General features: G+C 58.5%; 14 protein-coding genes and 2 pseudogenes. 10 read left to right on the plus strand and 6 right to left on the minus strand.

Annotation, left to right across the window (positions count from 1 at the left end):
* Positions 1-232 precede the first annotated feature (232 nt).
* Complete coding sequence (locus ACSQ8R_RS32425) at positions 233-1339, plus strand: alpha/beta hydrolase (protein ID WP_046797740.1); 1107 nt, start codon at positions 233-235, stop codon at positions 1337-1339.
* A gap of 178 nt (positions 1340-1517) precedes the next feature.
* Here ACSQ8R_RS32425 and arsH read toward each other — a convergent pair whose 3' ends face one another.
* From arsH to ACSQ8R_RS32445, 4 genes are read right to left on the minus strand one after another with little or no spacing between them, the layout of a single operon-like run.
* The gene (gene arsH, locus ACSQ8R_RS32430; protein ID WP_263136276.1) at positions 1518-2228 is read right to left on the minus strand and encodes an arsenical resistance protein ArsH; all 711 of its coding nucleotides are present in this window, start codon (positions 2226-2228) and stop codon (positions 1518-1520) included.
* The gene (gene arsC, locus ACSQ8R_RS32435) at positions 2221-2649 is read right to left on the minus strand and encodes an arsenate reductase (glutaredoxin) (protein WP_245282248.1); all 429 of its coding nucleotides are present in this window, start codon (positions 2647-2649) and stop codon (positions 2221-2223) included. Before arsC ends, arsH begins: the two co-directional genes overlap by 8 nt.
* Positions 2646-3704, minus strand: a complete 1059-nt coding sequence (gene arsB / locus ACSQ8R_RS32440; protein WP_046797742.1) for an ACR3 family arsenite efflux transporter — start codon at positions 3702-3704, stop codon at positions 2646-2648. The genes arsC and arsB overlap by 4 nt, the downstream gene beginning before the upstream one ends.
* Entirely contained in the window at positions 3704-4231 is a 528-nt protein-coding gene (locus tag ACSQ8R_RS32445) for an arsenate reductase ArsC (protein WP_046797743.1), read from the minus strand. Before ACSQ8R_RS32445 ends, arsB begins: the two co-directional genes overlap by 1 nt.
* A gap of 207 nt (positions 4232-4438) precedes the next feature.
* Between ACSQ8R_RS32445 and ACSQ8R_RS32450 the strand changes: the two genes are divergently transcribed.
* The 4 genes and pseudogenes from ACSQ8R_RS32450 (at position 4439) to ACSQ8R_RS32465 (ending at position 8341) form a co-directional block, all read left to right on the plus strand.
* A complete protein-coding gene (locus ACSQ8R_RS32450; protein WP_245282246.1) occupies positions 4439-4606 on the plus strand; it encodes a hypothetical protein in 168 nt (55 codons plus the stop codon).
* On the plus strand, positions 4603-6027 hold the full coding sequence (locus tag ACSQ8R_RS32455; RefSeq protein ID WP_046797745.1) for a mandelate racemase: 1425 nt from the start codon (positions 4603-4605) through the stop codon (positions 6025-6027). The genes ACSQ8R_RS32450 and ACSQ8R_RS32455 overlap by 4 nt, the downstream gene beginning before the upstream one ends.
* 352 nt (positions 6028-6379) lie before the next feature.
* The gene (locus ACSQ8R_RS32460; RefSeq protein ID WP_046797746.1) at positions 6380-7543 is read left to right on the plus strand and encodes a M20 aminoacylase family protein; all 1164 of its coding nucleotides are present in this window, start codon (positions 6380-6382) and stop codon (positions 7541-7543) included.
* Positions 7544-7623: 80 nt separating this feature from the next.
* Positions 7624-8341, plus strand: a pseudogene (locus ACSQ8R_RS32465) (IS6 family transposase).
* Between the two features lie 58 nt (positions 8342-8399).
* On the opposite strand, the gene ACSQ8R_RS32470 reads toward ACSQ8R_RS32465, so the two are convergent.
* Together ACSQ8R_RS32470 and ACSQ8R_RS32475 are read right to left on the minus strand one after the other, a co-directional pair.
* Positions 8400-8816, minus strand: a complete 417-nt coding sequence (locus ACSQ8R_RS32470) for a hypothetical protein (RefSeq protein ID WP_046797772.1) — start codon at positions 8814-8816, stop codon at positions 8400-8402.
* A 54-nt stretch (positions 8817-8870) separates the two neighbouring features.
* Positions 8871-9509: a TetR/AcrR family transcriptional regulator gene (locus ACSQ8R_RS32475; RefSeq protein WP_046797773.1), complete on the minus strand. Its 639-nt coding sequence runs from the start codon at positions 9507-9509 to the stop codon at positions 8871-8873.
* Between the two features lie 126 nt (positions 9510-9635).
* On the opposite strand from ACSQ8R_RS32475, the gene ACSQ8R_RS32480 reads away from it, so the two are divergent.
* The 5 genes and pseudogenes from ACSQ8R_RS32480 (at position 9636) to ACSQ8R_RS32500 (ending at position 14362) form a co-directional block, all read left to right on the plus strand.
* Positions 9636-10721, plus strand: a complete 1086-nt coding sequence (locus ACSQ8R_RS32480; RefSeq protein ID WP_052821441.1) for a catalase family protein — start codon at positions 9636-9638, stop codon at positions 10719-10721.
* Positions 10722-10772: 51 nt separating this feature from the next.
* Entirely contained in the window at positions 10773-11384 is a 612-nt protein-coding gene (locus ACSQ8R_RS32485) for a hypothetical protein (RefSeq protein WP_046797775.1), read from the plus strand.
* A 2-nt stretch (positions 11385-11386) separates the two neighbouring features.
* Positions 11387-12787 carry a Dyp-type peroxidase gene (locus ACSQ8R_RS32490; RefSeq protein ID WP_037094933.1) on the plus strand — a complete coding sequence of 467 codons (1401 nt, stop codon included), beginning with the start codon at positions 11387-11389 and terminating at the stop codon, positions 12785-12787.
* Positions 12784-13665, plus strand: coding sequence for an alpha/beta fold hydrolase (locus tag ACSQ8R_RS32495; protein WP_197082564.1), 882 nt, complete (start codon positions 12784-12786; stop codon positions 13663-13665). Before ACSQ8R_RS32490 ends, ACSQ8R_RS32495 begins: the two co-directional genes overlap by 4 nt.
* Positions 13662-14362 (plus strand): annotated as a pseudogene (locus tag ACSQ8R_RS32500) (IS6 family transposase). The gene ACSQ8R_RS32495 and the pseudogene ACSQ8R_RS32500 overlap by 4 nt, the downstream one beginning before the upstream one ends.
* Positions 14363-14395: the final 33 nt, after the last annotated feature.

Here is a 14395-nt window from a genome sequence, read left to right on the forward strand (position 1 = left end):
GATTAGGCGCGTTTGTCGAATAAGTTTCATGAACATCCCTCATGAAACAATTGGACGGGGGGCTGCCCATTATCTGATGCTTGGGTCACCGTTCAGCGCAAGGACAGTGCTCGCGCTGGTGGCTCTCCATCTCGGCCCGATTGATGATCTCCCCTCATAACTGCAAGCAACATCGACCATCTAGTGCGCCTTTTCCGCGTGGCCCATATTCGGCGGAAGAAAGGAAACAGGTATGCAAAAGCACGACAAACCCGGAGCCGGGGCAGGGCACGCGTCCGGTTCATCCCTTCGTCGCCGCGAAGTCCTGAAGCTGACCGGCGCCGGCATGGCCGCGCTCAGTGCGGCGTCACTTTTCAATATCTCCAACACAGAGGCTCAGACCATGTCAGAAGAATGGGACAAGGTTTTTCCCAAAAGCGAAAAGATCGACCATCAGAAGGTCACGTTCAAGAATCGGTACGGCATCACCCTGACGGGCGATCTCTATCTGCCGAAGGACCGTGCCGAAAAGCGGCTTGCGGCGATTGCCGTCAGCGGCCCGTTCGGCGCGGTCAAGGAACAATCCTCCGGTCTTTACGCGCAGACCATGGCCGAGCGCGGTTTTGTCACGCTGGCCTTTGATCCATCCTTTACCGGTGAAAGCGGCGGCGAGCCCCGCAACGTCGCTTCTCCGGACATCAACACCGAGGATTTCAGCGCCGCCGTCGACTATCTCGGCCTGCAGCCTTCCGTCGACCGTGAGCGGATCGGCATCATCGGCATTTGCGGCTGGGGCGGCATGGCATTGAATGCCGCAGCTTCCGACAAGCGCGTCAAGGCCGTCGTCGCCAGCACCATGTACGACATGACCCGCGTCATGTCGAAAGGCTACAACGACAGCACGACCGCGGAGCAACGCGCGCAGACGCTGGAACAGTTGAGCCGGCAGCGCTGGGAAGATGCGGAAAAGGGCACGCCCGCCTATGGTCCGGTTTCCCTTGAGCTGAAGGGCGGCGAGCCGCAATTCGTCGTGGAATACGCCGACTACTACAAGACGCCGCGCGGCTTCCATCCGCGGGCGATCAACTCGAACGGCTCCTGGACGCTCACGACCCCGTTGTCCTTCATGAACATGCCGATCCTGAGCTACATCGGGGAGATTTCCCCGCGTCCGATGCTGTTGATCCACGGCGAAAAGGCCCATTCGCGCTATTTCAGCGAGACGGCCTTTGCGAACGCGGCAGAGCCGAAGGAACTGATGATCATTCCCGGCGCCAATCACACCGATCTCTATGACAAGCTGGATGTAATCCCGTTCGACAAGATGACCAATTTCTTTGATCAACATCTTGCCGCCTGAGTTGAAGAAAGGGGCCTACGCCGATGCACTAGGAACATGAACCCGGGAGGGACTCGGGGCATATGCCGTGCTTCGCGCGTCTGCTCGTCATCGGAGCAGCCATCTGCCCCATTTGGGTTCGGAGCCTTTTCACGGTGGCGACAGCGGTCAAACGGACGCTGTCGCCACCGCGAGCCCATCAAATTGACCGCAACGACACGCGCTTCTCAAGCTCGGCCGTTTGCTCTTTCCGCTCGCTGTAGCGGTCGGTGAGGTAGGCGGAGGCGTCGCGCGTGAGGATGGTGAACTTCACCAGCTCCTCACAGACATCCACCACCCGGTCGTAGTAGGACGAGGGCTTCATCCGGCCATCGGCGTCGAACTCCTGATAGGCTTTGGCGACCGAGGATTGGTTCGGGATGGTGATCATCCGCATCCAGCGGCCGAGAATGCGCATCTGGTTCACTGCATTGAAGGACTGGCTACCGCCAGACACCTCCATAACGGCAAGCGTTTTGCCCTGCGTCGGCCGGACCGATCCGACCGAGAGTGGAATCCAGTCGATCTGGGACTTCATTATCCCGGTCATCGCGCCGTGGCGTTCCGGGCTCACCCAGACCTGCCCTTCCGACCATTGCGAAAGATCGCGCAATTCTTGCACCTTCGGGTGGCTCGCCGGCGCTTCGTCAGGGAGCGGCAGGCCCTTCGGGTCAAAGATACGAATCTCGCATCCAAGGCGTTCGAGCAGCCGGCGGACCTCGAATGCGAGCAGGCGGCTATACGACACCTCACGCAGCGAGCCGTAGAGGATCAGGATGCGCGGCTTATGCGTTGAGAACGCCGGACGCAGGGCATCGAGATCTGTCGAATATAGGTGATCGTCCTGCAGTGCTGGGAAAGTGTCAGGCAATGCGCTTTCCTTCCTGGTCGAGGATCTGTTCACCGTCCTCCTTGAAGAACGATCCCCTGAAGGTGTCGGGCAGGATGTCGAGCACCGCCTCGGACGGACGGGCGAGCCGGGTGCCGAGCGGTGTCACGACGAAGGGGCGATTGATCAGGATCGGCGTTGCGATCATCGCGTCAAGCAACTGCTCGTCAGTCAGGTCTGGGTTGTCCAGACCGAGTTCGGCATAAGGCGTGCCTTTCTCGCGAATGGCTTCCCGAACGTTCAAGCCAGCGTCCGCGATCATCGTCGCAAGCTGCTCGCGCGTCGGCGGATTCAGCAGATACTCAATGACAGCAGGTTCGATGCCGGCAGCGCGGATCAGCGCTAGCGTGTTGCGGGACGTCCCGCAGGCGGGGTTGTGATAGATGGTCGCGTCCATGGTCAGTGCCTTTCGGTAACGGTGGTTCTGGAGACGGCGGGGGCGGCCTCGTACCAGTCCTTCGAGCGGTTCACGATCCAGACGACCGAGAGCATGACCGGAACCTCGATGAGCACGCCAACGACGGTGGCGAGTGCTGCGCCGGACTGGAAGCCGAACAGGCTGATGGCGGCAGCAACCGCAAGCTCGAAGAAATTGCTGGCGCCGATCAGAGCCGATGGCCCGGCAACGCAATGCCGTTCGCCGGTCATCCGGTTGAGCAGATAAGCAAGCCCGGAGTTCAGATAGACTTGGATCAGGATCGGCACGGCGAGCAAGCCGATGACGGCGGGCTGAGCGATGATCTGCTCGCCCTGAAAGGCGAAGAGCAGAACCAGCGTCGCAAGCAGCGCCACCAGTGAGATCGGCTGCAACCTTGCCAGCACGCCATCCAGTGCCTGCGTCGTACCGCCAACCGTGAGGCGGCGGCGGATGACCTGCGCGATAATGACGGGCACGACGATATAGAGGGCGACGGAAAGAACGAGCGTATCCCAAGGCACGGTGATCGCGGAGAGGCCGAGCAGCAAGCCTACGATCGGAGCAAAGGCGACGACCATGATGGCATCGTTCAACGCGACCTGAGACAGCGTGAACAATGGCTCCCCGCGCGTCAGGTTGCTCCAGACGAACACCATAGCGGTGCAGGGAGCCGCGGCGAGAATGATCAGCCCTGCGATATAGGAGTCGATCTGGTCGGCAGGCAGGTATGGGCGGAACAGCCAACCGATGAAAAGCCATCCGAGCAGTGCCATGGAGAACGGCTTGACGGCCCAGTTGATGAACAAGGTCACGCCGATACCGCGCCAGTACGTGCCGACCTGCGCCAGAGACCGGAAATCGATCTTGAGCAGCATCGGAATGATCATCAGCCAGATCAGGATCGCGACGGGAATGTTCACCTTGGCGACCTCGGCCGCGCCGATGATCTGAAAGAGGCCGGGCATGAGATGGCCGAGGGCGACACCGGCGACGATGCACAGGAATACCCAGATGGTCAGATAGCGCTCGAACGTGGACATCAGGCGGACTTCCACTGCGGCGATGTCGAACCTTCCATAGCACCGATCTGGCGAAGCTTCGTCTCCAGAGCCATGTGATCGATGGATGCCAGCGGCAGGCTGACGAACGCGGCAATCCGGTCCTTGAGGAAACGCGCGGCCTGTGCGAAGGCACGCTGGATCTCGACGTCCGATCCCGTGACGGCGGCAGGGTCTTCGACACCCCAATGGGCGGTCATCGGATGGCCGATCCAGACGGGACAGGCTTCGCCGGCGGCGCTGTCGCAGACGGTGAAGATGAAATCGATCTGCGGCGCGCCGGGCTCCGCGAACACATCCCAGCTCTTCGACGAGAAGCCCGTCGATGGATAGCCCAACGCTTCCAGCTCCTTCAGGGCATGTGGATTGACTTCGCCCTTGGGCTGGCTGCCGGCGGAGAAGGCTTTGAATCGTCCGCCACCTTCCTTGTTGAGGATGGATTCGGCGAGAATAGAACGAGCGGAATTGCCCGTGCAGAGGAAGAGCACGTTGTAGGTCTTATCGGTCATGGTTGTGGTCCGTGGTTAGGTCGGCGGCCTGATAAGCTTCATGATCGTCGCCGATGATGGGCAGATGGAGGAAAGCTGGCGGGTCGCCAGCACGGCTGCGGGAACGCTGTCTCGCAGGACTTCAGAAAATCCGACACCCGTAAGACGGTGCTTTTTGTAACTCATTCGATCCCTGAAGCGGTGTTTCTTTCCGACCGCGTAGTGATCATGTCACCGCGTCCGGGGCGGATTGATACGATCCTCGATATCGAAATGCCGCGACCGCGCACGGTTGAAAGCCGCGCCACCGCCGAGTTCGGGGCGTTGTCGCTGAAAATTTACGACATATTCACCGGTCGTCAGGGTGCCAATGACCCGAAATTCGTCCCGGCATGATCGCGCCGCGGCTGAACATTCTTGATGTCACCTGTTTCGAACGGCCTTATCGGCTGCGTATCCCTTTTCGCTTTGGCGTCAAGACTGCAACCGGTGGTCGTCAAGCTATTGTTTCGGCCCGTATCAGGCTTGAGGACGGACGCGAAGCTATCGGCTGGTCGGCAGAAGCGCTGAGTGCCAAGTGGTTTGACAAGAACCTGGGGCTGACGGACAATCAAAATCACCACCAGTTGCGCCGCTCTATCGAGCTTGCAGCTGAGGCCTATCGCGCCTCCGGTCCGCAAACAGCTTACGGGTTGTTCGAAGAAAATTACACGCCGCTGGTTACCGCTTGCACAGCCGAAGCCCTTAATCCGCTGATCGCCAGTTTTGGCATGGCCATGCTCGACCGCGCCGTCTTCGATGCCCTCTGCCGCGTCGAGGCCATGAGCTTTGCCGATGCCATGTCGGCCAATCTTGCCGGTATTCGCATTGGCGTCCTGACACCCGAGCTTGCAGGCTTTGATATTGATGCCTTCCTTGCTTCGCTGCGCCCCGCATCATCCATCGCAATCCGCCACACTGTCGGCCTTGTCGACCCGCTGGTTGCGGCCGATCAGGAAAGCGGGGTCAATGATGGCCTGCCTGAGACGCTCTCAGAAGTCATCGCCACCTATGGCTGCCGGTATTACAAGATCAAGATTGGCGGCGATCCTGAGGTCGATCTCGATCGCATACGCCGGATCACTGCACTTCTGGACGCAAGCGGGATCGATTATCGCGTCACGCTTGACGGCAACGAGCAGTTTGAGGATGGCGATAGTATCGCGGCCTTCTTCGCTCACCTCAGCGCCGATCCCGCCCTGCACCGTTTCGCCCGAACAATCCTGTGCCTCGAACAGCCGATCCGCCGAGACCGCACCCTGGAGCAGCCGATCAGCGCCCTTGCCGCTTGCATTCCAGTTATCATTAATGAATCCGATGGTACGCTTGACGCTTTTCCGCATGCCCGGTCGCTTGGTTACACAGGTGTCTCGTCAAAGGTCTGCAAGGGTCTTTACAAATCCATCCTGAACGCCGGGCGCGCGCAGGTATGGAACCAACAGGAACCTGGCCGCTATTTTCTATCCGCCGAAGACCTCACCTGCGAGCCCGGCATCTCGCTGCAGCAAGACCTCGCACTGGTCAGCTGGCTCGGACTGCCGCATGTCGAAAAGAACGCACATCATTTCATCGACGGATTCGATAATCGCCCTCAGGCCGAGGCCGAAGCTTTCCTTACGGCACATCCCGATCTCTACCACCGGCAGGATGGCCGCGTGCGCCTGCGTCTGAGCCGAGGTGACGCTCATATTGGCTCACTTTCCGTCCCGGGCTTTGGAGCAATGCTGTCACCCGATGTGACAAACCTTGAACCTATGTCACTTGCTGTGTGGCCCTGATCCGCCATATCGTCGATGATCAGGAGGAGCTGGTGCCTCGCCCACAGTTTTTCGCTCGGCCATGCTATAAGAGAATCCACGAGGCCTTACACGAGATGCGTAGTCGCCGCTCAACATGGGGGTACGGCTGAGGTTGGAGGCAGAAATCTTTCGATCCGGGGGCGCCATCTCTTGAACTTCGGGATGAAGGTTCCGATGGCCCTCGACCCAAGGGACTATCCCTTGCTGATGCCGGACAAAGGGTCGTTCTCCGCCCCAGCCGCACCAAGGTCACTGTTTCCCTACTCGTTTGCTTGCCCAGCTGGCACCGTGATCGCTAAGTGCTGATACTGACTATAACAAGGAGCTGAGGATGGGGTACACGCTTTCAAACGATCATGTTGAAGAAGCAATCCGCTGGCGTCAACATCTGCACGAAAACCCTGAGCTTGGGTTCGACGAGAAACAGACGTCCGCCTTCATTTCGTCGAAGCTCTTCGAATGGGGGTACGAAATCGCGTCGGGTTATGGAAAGACTGGCGTTGTCGGAACCCTTAGAAAAGGCTCGTCGAACCGCTCGATAGGTATTCGGGCTGACATGGATGCCCTACCGATCGTGGAGAGCACTTCGCTTCCTTACGCCTCGAAGAAGCCCGGCATCATGCATGCCTGTGGGCACGACGGACACGTCGCGTCAGCACTCGCAGCGGCCCGTGCCCTGCGAGGCATTGAGTTCGACGGTACCGTTACATTCATATTCCAGCCAGCTGAGGAAAATGAGGGCGGAGCCCGCGCGATGATTGAGGATGGTCTTTTCAAAGACTACAAGGTGGACGCAGTCTTTGGGATGCATAATTGGCCAGCTTTGCCCTTGGGTTCAATCGTCGCTCGACCCGATCAGATGATGGCAGCATTCGCGACCTTTGAGATCGTCGTTAGGGGTAGGGGAGCCCACGGCGCGATGCCACACGAAGGCGCTGATCCCGTGGTTGCCGCTTCACAGATCGTTTCTGCGCTTCAGACCATCTCCAGCCGGAATGTTTCACCGCTCGAATCTGCGGTGGTTTCTGTCACACAAATACATGGTGGCGACGCTTGGAACGTAATCCCGGAAGAAGTCGTCCTTCGAGGCACTACTCGTTGGTTTGACGAGGAGATCGGAGAGCGCATCCAGCAGCGGGTCAAGCAGGTCTCCGCTTCGATCGCTGAGGGTCTTGGGTGCCACGCTGCTGTCGATTACTTTATCCGATATCCGGCCACTATCAATGATGCCCACCAAGCTGCTGTCGTGAAAGAGGTTGCAGCAACATTGCCAGGCCTGACCATCGTCGATGCCCTCCCCAGCATGGCGGCTGAAGACTTCGCGTTCATGCTTCAAGAACAGCCTGGCTGCTACTTCTGGCTTGGAGCTGGTCGTTCGTCAGGAGAAAATCCCGGCCTCCACTCTTCCAAGTATGATTTCAACGACGCCGTTCTTCCGCTTGCTGCGACCATGTGGGTGTCACTTGTCCAGTCGGAACTACGGGCCGCGTCTTGATGGCGAAAATTACCTATTCCTGTTGCTAAACAGGAACTTGCAGGGCGTTGTCACGTTGTTCGTGGCTTAACGGTTGACGGATAACCGGACGTGATGAGCACGCCGACCATAAGCTACAAGAACCACCGTTTCCCACCGCATATCATCGCCCATGCCGTCTGGCTGTATTTCCGGTTCCCGTTAAGCCTGCGGCTGATGGAAGAAATGCTGCTGGAGCGCGGCATTGTCGTGTCCTACGAAACGATCCGGCGCTGGGGCCGGAAATTCGGTGCGGCCTACGCAAAGCGACTGCGCAGAAAGACGCCGTCGCGAGAGGATATCTGGCATCTGGACGAAGTGGTCGTGACGATCGGCGGGCGAAAGCATTGGCTTTGGCGAGCCGTCGACCAGGACGGATATGTTCTCGACGAGATCGTGCAGACCCGTCGAGACACCAAGGCTGCCAAGCGATTGCTGATCAGGCTGCTGAAGAAGCAAGGCCTCGCGCCAAAGAGGATTGTCACCGATAAACTGCGTTCATACGGGGCGGCAAAGCGAGATGTGATGCCGGCCATTGAACATAGATCACACAAGGGCCTTAACAACCGTGCGGAAAATTCCCATCTGCCGCTGCGAAAACGAGAACGAGTGATGCAGGGCTTCCGATCCGTCGGCAGTCTGCAACAATTTGTCCCCGTGTTTTCAGCGGTTAGAAATCATTTCGTCCCGCCGCATCAAAAACACTCCGCCCTCGCCACCCACATTCATCGGATCCGCGTCATGGCGCACTGGAAGGCCGTGACCGGCGCAACTGCCTGAGTTTAACTGAAAGCGCTTCGTCCGGCCTCAGTCGAACAACGTGACAACGCCCTTTGAACTATAAATATGCCACCTCTTTTTCGAGCTCCCGGATTACCAAGGGCTTTCGAACCAACCGCACGTCGCACGGATATTCTTCGTCGATTTCGGCGTCGGGTCCGGCGACGACAATCAGTTTCAGCGGGCGCATGCGTTGGAGAACGGTGAGGCAACGACGAAGGTCGACAGTGTCGGCGTCGATCAGCGCAACGGCTATATCCTCATCCTCTGACACTGCCCTGCCCGCCTCCCCCGGGATCGTGGTGAAGAGTGACCGAAAGCCGAATTTATTGAACATCAGATCGTAGTCGATTGCATATTCGGATTGACGTTCGACGACCAGCGCCCTCGGTCTTTTGTCCCGAACGTAGCGGTGGGAGGAAGCACCCCAACGTGTTCTGGAAAAACTGAACGCACGCGCACCAACGCTCGCCATCGAACTCTCCATTGGATTAAATCCGTGTAATGTACCGGGCACCGTTCCTGGCGCTCACTTTTCTGCTTCAGCGATGTGGTCTGATCCGTGCTGCATCGTATGCAGGCCTGTCATCGCCCGGAAGAAGGCCAGCAGCATCTGTTCTCGTGGCATGGCCTGGGCCACGTCGCCCTGCATGGCCATACCCGACCAGAGAGCATAAAGGCCGATGCCGATTTGCAAGGGAGGCAAAGTTGGAAGTAGATCATAGTTCTCAACGAGATCCTCGATGAGTTCGCAAATCACCCGATAGCAGGTCGCCTTCGTGGCATTATGGCGTTTGGCAAACGCCTCGTCCCGGCGGGCATGGAGCTGCAATTCGATCGACAGAAGCGACCATTCGGGCTCGGCGGCGATATACGCAAGTCGCTCGGCCAGAACGCGTAGCGTTTCTTCAATGGTGTCGCTGGCTGCCTCGTGCACAATCCGTCGCAAAAGCGAAACTTCCTCAAGGATATGAATCTCCATCAGATCGACGAGGAGATCGTCCTTGCTCGAAAAATTCGAATAGAAAGCACCTTGCGTGCGCCCGGCGGCCGCGCAGATGCTACGGATCGAGAACGACGCGACGCCTTCCTGCACAATCGATGCATGGGCGGCTTCCAAGAGCTTCTCGCGTGTCTGACGCTGGGTTTCTTTTCTGCTCGTCGGCATTTTGTCTCCACAAAGCAAGCCGTGCTGGAACATTTCTGAAGGTAAGGCATTCTTATTTCAGATATCAAGCGATATCTCAACCCGAGCAAAGTCGATATGGTTTCAAGATAGATTTGAGGCGATCATTTGAGCGAGTACGTTCCCTATCATGCAGATGTCGAAATTCGAGCAGATGATGAGGATGCCCTCACTGCTGAAATCCTCGACATAATGGCTGAATCGAACCGCAAGGCATTCGAGCGCCACCGCCATGCCGTCCGCGACGCGCATGCCAAAAGTCATGGTTTTCTCAAGGGTGAATTGGTTGTGCCGGAACTTCCTGACCATCTGTGCCAGGGATTGTTTGCGCGACCGGCCACTTACTCCGTGATCATTCGCCTGTCCTCCGCACCTGGCGACATTCACTCCGACACCATCCCGGCACCACGTGGCATGGCGATCAAAGTCATCGGCGTCGATGGCGATCGGTTGCTGGCCGACGATGCCGGGCACAACCAGGACTTTCTGCTCGTCAACATCCCGGTTTTGAGCTTTGGCACGATCAAGAAGTACCGCCAGCTTGTCGGTCTCCTGGAGAAGAACGCGGAGAACCCGGCGTTCCTCCAGCGGGCCATGGCTGGTGTCGCGCGAGGCGTGGAGACGGCCGTGGAAGCGGTCGGCATCGAGCCAGGTGCGACCTTGAAGGGGTTGGCGCGCGATAATGCCCACTTGCTTGGCGAGACCTATCATTCGATGGCCGCGATCCGGTTTGGCGATTACATCGCCAAGATCAGCGCCGCGCCTTTGTCGGAAAACGTTCGCAATCTGACCGGTCAGGACGTCGGTGATATCGAGGACGGTACGATGCGCGATCTCGTCGTCGATCACTTCAGACAACAGGCCGCGGAATACGAACTGCGCGCCCAGCTCTGTCGCAGTTTAGACCATATGCCCGTCGAAGATGCCGCCGTGCTGTGGCGCGAGGAATTGTCTCCGCAACAGCCCATTGCAACGCTCCGCATTCCCGCTCAGGAGGCGTACTCCCCTGCCCGCCGGGTCTATGGTGACGATGTCTTATCCTTCAATCCCTGGCACGGGATCAAGGATCATCAACCGCTTGGATCGATCATGCGTATCCGCATTGCCGCATACAAGCGGTCGGCGGCACGCCGTCACGCGCTGAACGCGCAGCCCCGTTTAGAGCCGACATCGATCGACGAAATTCCGGATTGAATAATTCCTCATCGCCAGACAATTCATGAATGTCATGGAAAGGAGGCCAGCATGGCCGACACAGACGACACCCCACAGATCGACGAGACGCGTTTGCAAGCCATTCGGCGCAGGATCGAGGAGGTGGTCGGGGACGCCCCGCAACTCGCCAAGCTTGCGCTTGAGCAGATGGTCACAAAGCACAATCCCGATCTCAAGGGTACCGCAGGCTCCGCCGGTCGGGTCGGAGCCCAATCCGGCAATGTCTCCGAGCTGACGGCCATCGCCGATCTTAAGCCCGGTGGCGCCGACCGGCTTCGGCGCATTTTCAATCTGGTGAATGGCAATTTCGACGGCGCTCAGAAGGTTGGCACGCTGCACAACATGCGTTTCGTCTTCTTTGACAATGACACGCGCATCCTCTTCGCCACCGCCTATGATGGCGACTGGGATACCTATATCAACGACTTCGCCACCAAAATCCCGGATCTGATGGATCTGCTCTTCGCCTCCGTCGAGGGCTGGCCTGGCATCGCAAGCCCCAAGGTCAAGGACTTTATCGCCGAACATCAGATTACCGCGGCCGGATGGTTCGTTGCCAATCCGCAGGTCACCGTGGTCGATGTGCGGCGGCTGCAACGAATGGAGCATGCCGTCAATGAATTCCTAGACAAGGTGGGCTGAGTATGAACCTTCTCCAATCGATCAGGCAACGGTTTCGACGCGACAGCGTCTCTCTCGAGCTGGATGACATCCAGGCACTGATCCTCAGAAGCCGCCCCGAGCCTTATGTCGGCATCCACGCCATGCTCCACTTCGATGAGCCCGAGGGTGCAAGGGATCTTCTTGGTCGCCTTGCGCCTCACATTGCCTCGGCAGACAACTGGACCGACAATCTCGATTTCTGGATCGGCGCGGCACTGAGCTTTGAAGGTCTGAAGGCACTCGGCGTTCCGGACGCTCAACTCAACACCTTTCCCTTGCCGTTTCAGCAGGGTATGGCGGCCAGGCGTGAACAGCTTCGCGACTTCGGTCCAAATGCGCCTGAGCAGTGGGAGGACGTGTTCAAACCCGGAAACTGTCATCTGGCGTTGACTATATATGCCGTCGACGACGCGGCACTCGACAAGGCGCTGGCGACGGCGCGGGCAGAACTCGACAGAAGCAGCGGCGTCACGCTCCTCGGTGAGCATCGCTTCGGGGCACCTGATGGTGCTAAAAATCCGTTCGGGTTTCGGGATTCGATCTCGCAGCCGGCCGTCGAAGGCAGCGGGATTGATCCGCTTCCCGGCGAGGAGCGGCCGATCAAAGCTGGGGAGTTCATTCTTGGTTATGAAAGCGAAAACGGCCAGGAACTGGCCATGCCGCAGCCTGCGGTGCTCGGCAGGAACGGCACCTTCGTTGTCCTGCGCAAGTTCCAGAGCCGCGTCGGATGCTTTAATGCGTTCCTCAAGGCCCATGGTGAGACTGAAGAGAAACGCGAGCTCCTTGCTGCCAAAATGTTCGGTCGCTGGCGATCTGGCGCCCCGCTCATTCTGTCGCCGGATCACGACGATCCGCATCTCGGCAATGATCCACAACGCAACAATGACTTCAATTTCAAGGATGATCCGAAGGGACGCGTCGTACCCCTTGGCTGTCACATGCGCCGGCTCAATCCGCGCGACTCCGAACTGACCCTGCTGACCGACGTCAACATCCATCGCATCATTCGCAGATCATCGACGTTTGGTCCGGTCTATTCAGAGGATGTCACGCCGCAAGATGACGGCAAGGCTGACCGGGGAATTTTCTTCATCTTCATCAGCGCGCGGGCCTATGACACGATCGAGTTCATGCAGCAGGAATGGATCAACCGGGGTAACTTTGTCGATCTCGGGGAAGAGCGAGATCCGATCGTGGGATTGCACGAAGAAGATGGCCAGTTCACCATTCCGCAGACTCCGGTTCGTAAGCGGGTCGACGGCGTTCAGACCTTCAACGTCATGAAGGGCGGCGAATATCTGTTCATGCCAAGTCTTTCAGCGCTCAAGTGGATCGCTGATGCCGGATGGAAAAGGCAGCCGGCAGATGCCTCTGCGCAATGACGGATATCGGCAATCAGGCCGCACCCTGGATGGATATCGAGGAATTCACCCTGGCTGCTCGCGGAATGGTGTTCTCGGGCCTGGCGTGCGGGCCGAAAGAAGGGGAAACTGTCCTTCTCCTTCATGGCTTCCCGCAATTCGCCGACAGCTGGGCGGAAGTGGCAGTGGCGCTGGCAAAAGCCGGCTATCGCGCGATCGCCATCGATCAACGCGGCTATTCGGCAGGTGCGCGGCCCGAAACAGTACGCGATTACGCGGTGGATGACCTTGTCGCCGACGTGCTCGCAATCGCAATCGCTCTTGGTCTGGAGCGGTTTCATCTGGCCGGTCATGACTGGGGCGGTATCGTCGCCTGGAGCCTTGCAGCCAGATATCCGGATCGGCTTCAGTCGCTATCGATCGTTTCGACACCGCATGTCGATGCACTGCTGGAGGCCCGCCGGACCGACAGGGATCAAAAGCGGCGCTCACGCTATATCACTGTTTTTCGGCTTCCCTTCCATGTCGCGGAATGGCTGCTCTTGCGACGCGGCGCCAGCGCGCTGAAGCGAGTATTCAAGGACAAGCTGCCGAAACCGCGTCTCGATGATTACGTATCCCGCTTGTCACAGCCCGGCGTGCTGACGGCTGGACTGAGCTGGTACCGGGCACTCGATCTTCACATCCGCATCGGCAGGATTAACGTGCCCACCGTATTTATCTGGGGAAGCAACGATCAGGCGCTTGGCCGGGCCGCGGCGGAAGCGACAAGCGCGCATGTCAACGCTTCCTATCGCTTCGTCGAACTGCAAGGAGGCTCTCACTGGCTGCTGGAAGAGTCTCCAGGGCATCGTAAAGTTAACGGAACTTGGGGCTTGATAGGCGATGAAGAGGCATGACAGACCGTGATCCGCTCTACCGTCGCCACCGCTTTCCCGCTGAAATCATTGCCCACGCGGTGTGGCTCTATTTCCGTTTTCCCCTGAGCCTGCGGATGGTCGAAGACATGCTGGCCGCTCGTGGCATCATTGTCTCGCATCAAACGATCCGGCTGTGGGCAGAGAAATTCGGACGAACTTTCACCAACCAAATCCGTCAACGTTCGCGCGGCCGACTCGGCGATAAATGGCATCTCGATGAGGTCGTTATTTCGATCCGGGGCAAGAAGCATTGGCTATGGCGCGCCGTGGATCAGGACGGTTTTGTCCTGGAGGTTCTGGTGCAAAGCCGCCGCGACGCCAAGGCGGCCAAGCGCCTGATGCGCAAGCTTTTGAAAGGCCAGGGACGATCGCCGCGCGTGATGATCACCGACAAGCTTCGCTCCTATGGCGCCGCAAAGCAGGAAATCATGCCCGGTGTCGAGCACCGCTCCCATAAAGGCCTGAACAATCGGCGGAGAATTCCCACCAGCCGATCCGACGGCGAGAGCGGATCATGAAGCGCTTCAAGTCAAAGCGACATCTGCAACTCTTCGTTTCCATCCATGATCCGATTGCCAACCTCTTCCACATCCCGCGCCACGACATTCCCTCCAGCCATCATCGCGAACTGCGCAAAGCGGCGATGAACCTATGGGCGAAGATCGCTCGCGCATGAGCAGTGCACGTGGCGGGCGTCCCGCTTTTGCTT

It is taken from the genome of Neorhizobium sp. LjRoot104 (genome assembly GCF_964253725.1).
In the GTDB taxonomy this organism is placed as follows: Bacteria; Pseudomonadota; Alphaproteobacteria; order Rhizobiales; family Rhizobiaceae; genus Neorhizobium.

What these genes read in the sequence shown, in the direction of transcription:
- ACSQ8R_RS32425 (WP_046797740.1), top strand. Translation starts at nt 233, where the DNA reads ATGCAAAAGCACGACAAACCCGGAGCCGGGGCAGGGCACGCGTCCGGT.
- arsB (WP_046797742.1), bottom strand. Translation starts at nt 3,704, where the DNA reads ATGTCCACGTTCGAGCGCTATCTGACCATCTGGGTATTCCTGTGCATC.
- ACSQ8R_RS32445 (WP_046797743.1), bottom strand. Translation starts at nt 4,231, where the DNA reads ATGACCGATAAGACCTACAACGTGCTCTTCCTCTGCACGGGCAATTCC.
- ACSQ8R_RS32450 (WP_245282246.1), top strand. Translation starts at nt 4,439, where the DNA reads ATGTCACCGCGTCCGGGGCGGATTGATACGATCCTCGATATCGAAATG.
- ACSQ8R_RS32455 (WP_046797745.1), top strand. Translation starts at nt 4,603, where the DNA reads ATGATCGCGCCGCGGCTGAACATTCTTGATGTCACCTGTTTCGAACGG.
- ACSQ8R_RS32460 (WP_046797746.1), top strand. Translation starts at nt 6,380, where the DNA reads ATGGGGTACACGCTTTCAAACGATCATGTTGAAGAAGCAATCCGCTGG.
- ACSQ8R_RS32470 (WP_046797772.1), bottom strand. Translation starts at nt 8,816, where the DNA reads ATGGCGAGCGTTGGTGCGCGTGCGTTCAGTTTTTCCAGAACACGTTGG.
- ACSQ8R_RS32475 (WP_046797773.1), bottom strand. Translation starts at nt 9,509, where the DNA reads ATGCCGACGAGCAGAAAAGAAACCCAGCGTCAGACACGCGAGAAGCTC.
- ACSQ8R_RS32485 (WP_046797775.1), top strand. Translation starts at nt 10,773, where the DNA reads ATGGCCGACACAGACGACACCCCACAGATCGACGAGACGCGTTTGCAA.
- ACSQ8R_RS32490 (WP_037094933.1), top strand. Translation starts at nt 11,387, where the DNA reads ATGAACCTTCTCCAATCGATCAGGCAACGGTTTCGACGCGACAGCGTC.
- ACSQ8R_RS32495 (WP_197082564.1), top strand. Translation starts at nt 12,784, where the DNA reads ATGACGGATATCGGCAATCAGGCCGCACCCTGGATGGATATCGAGGAA.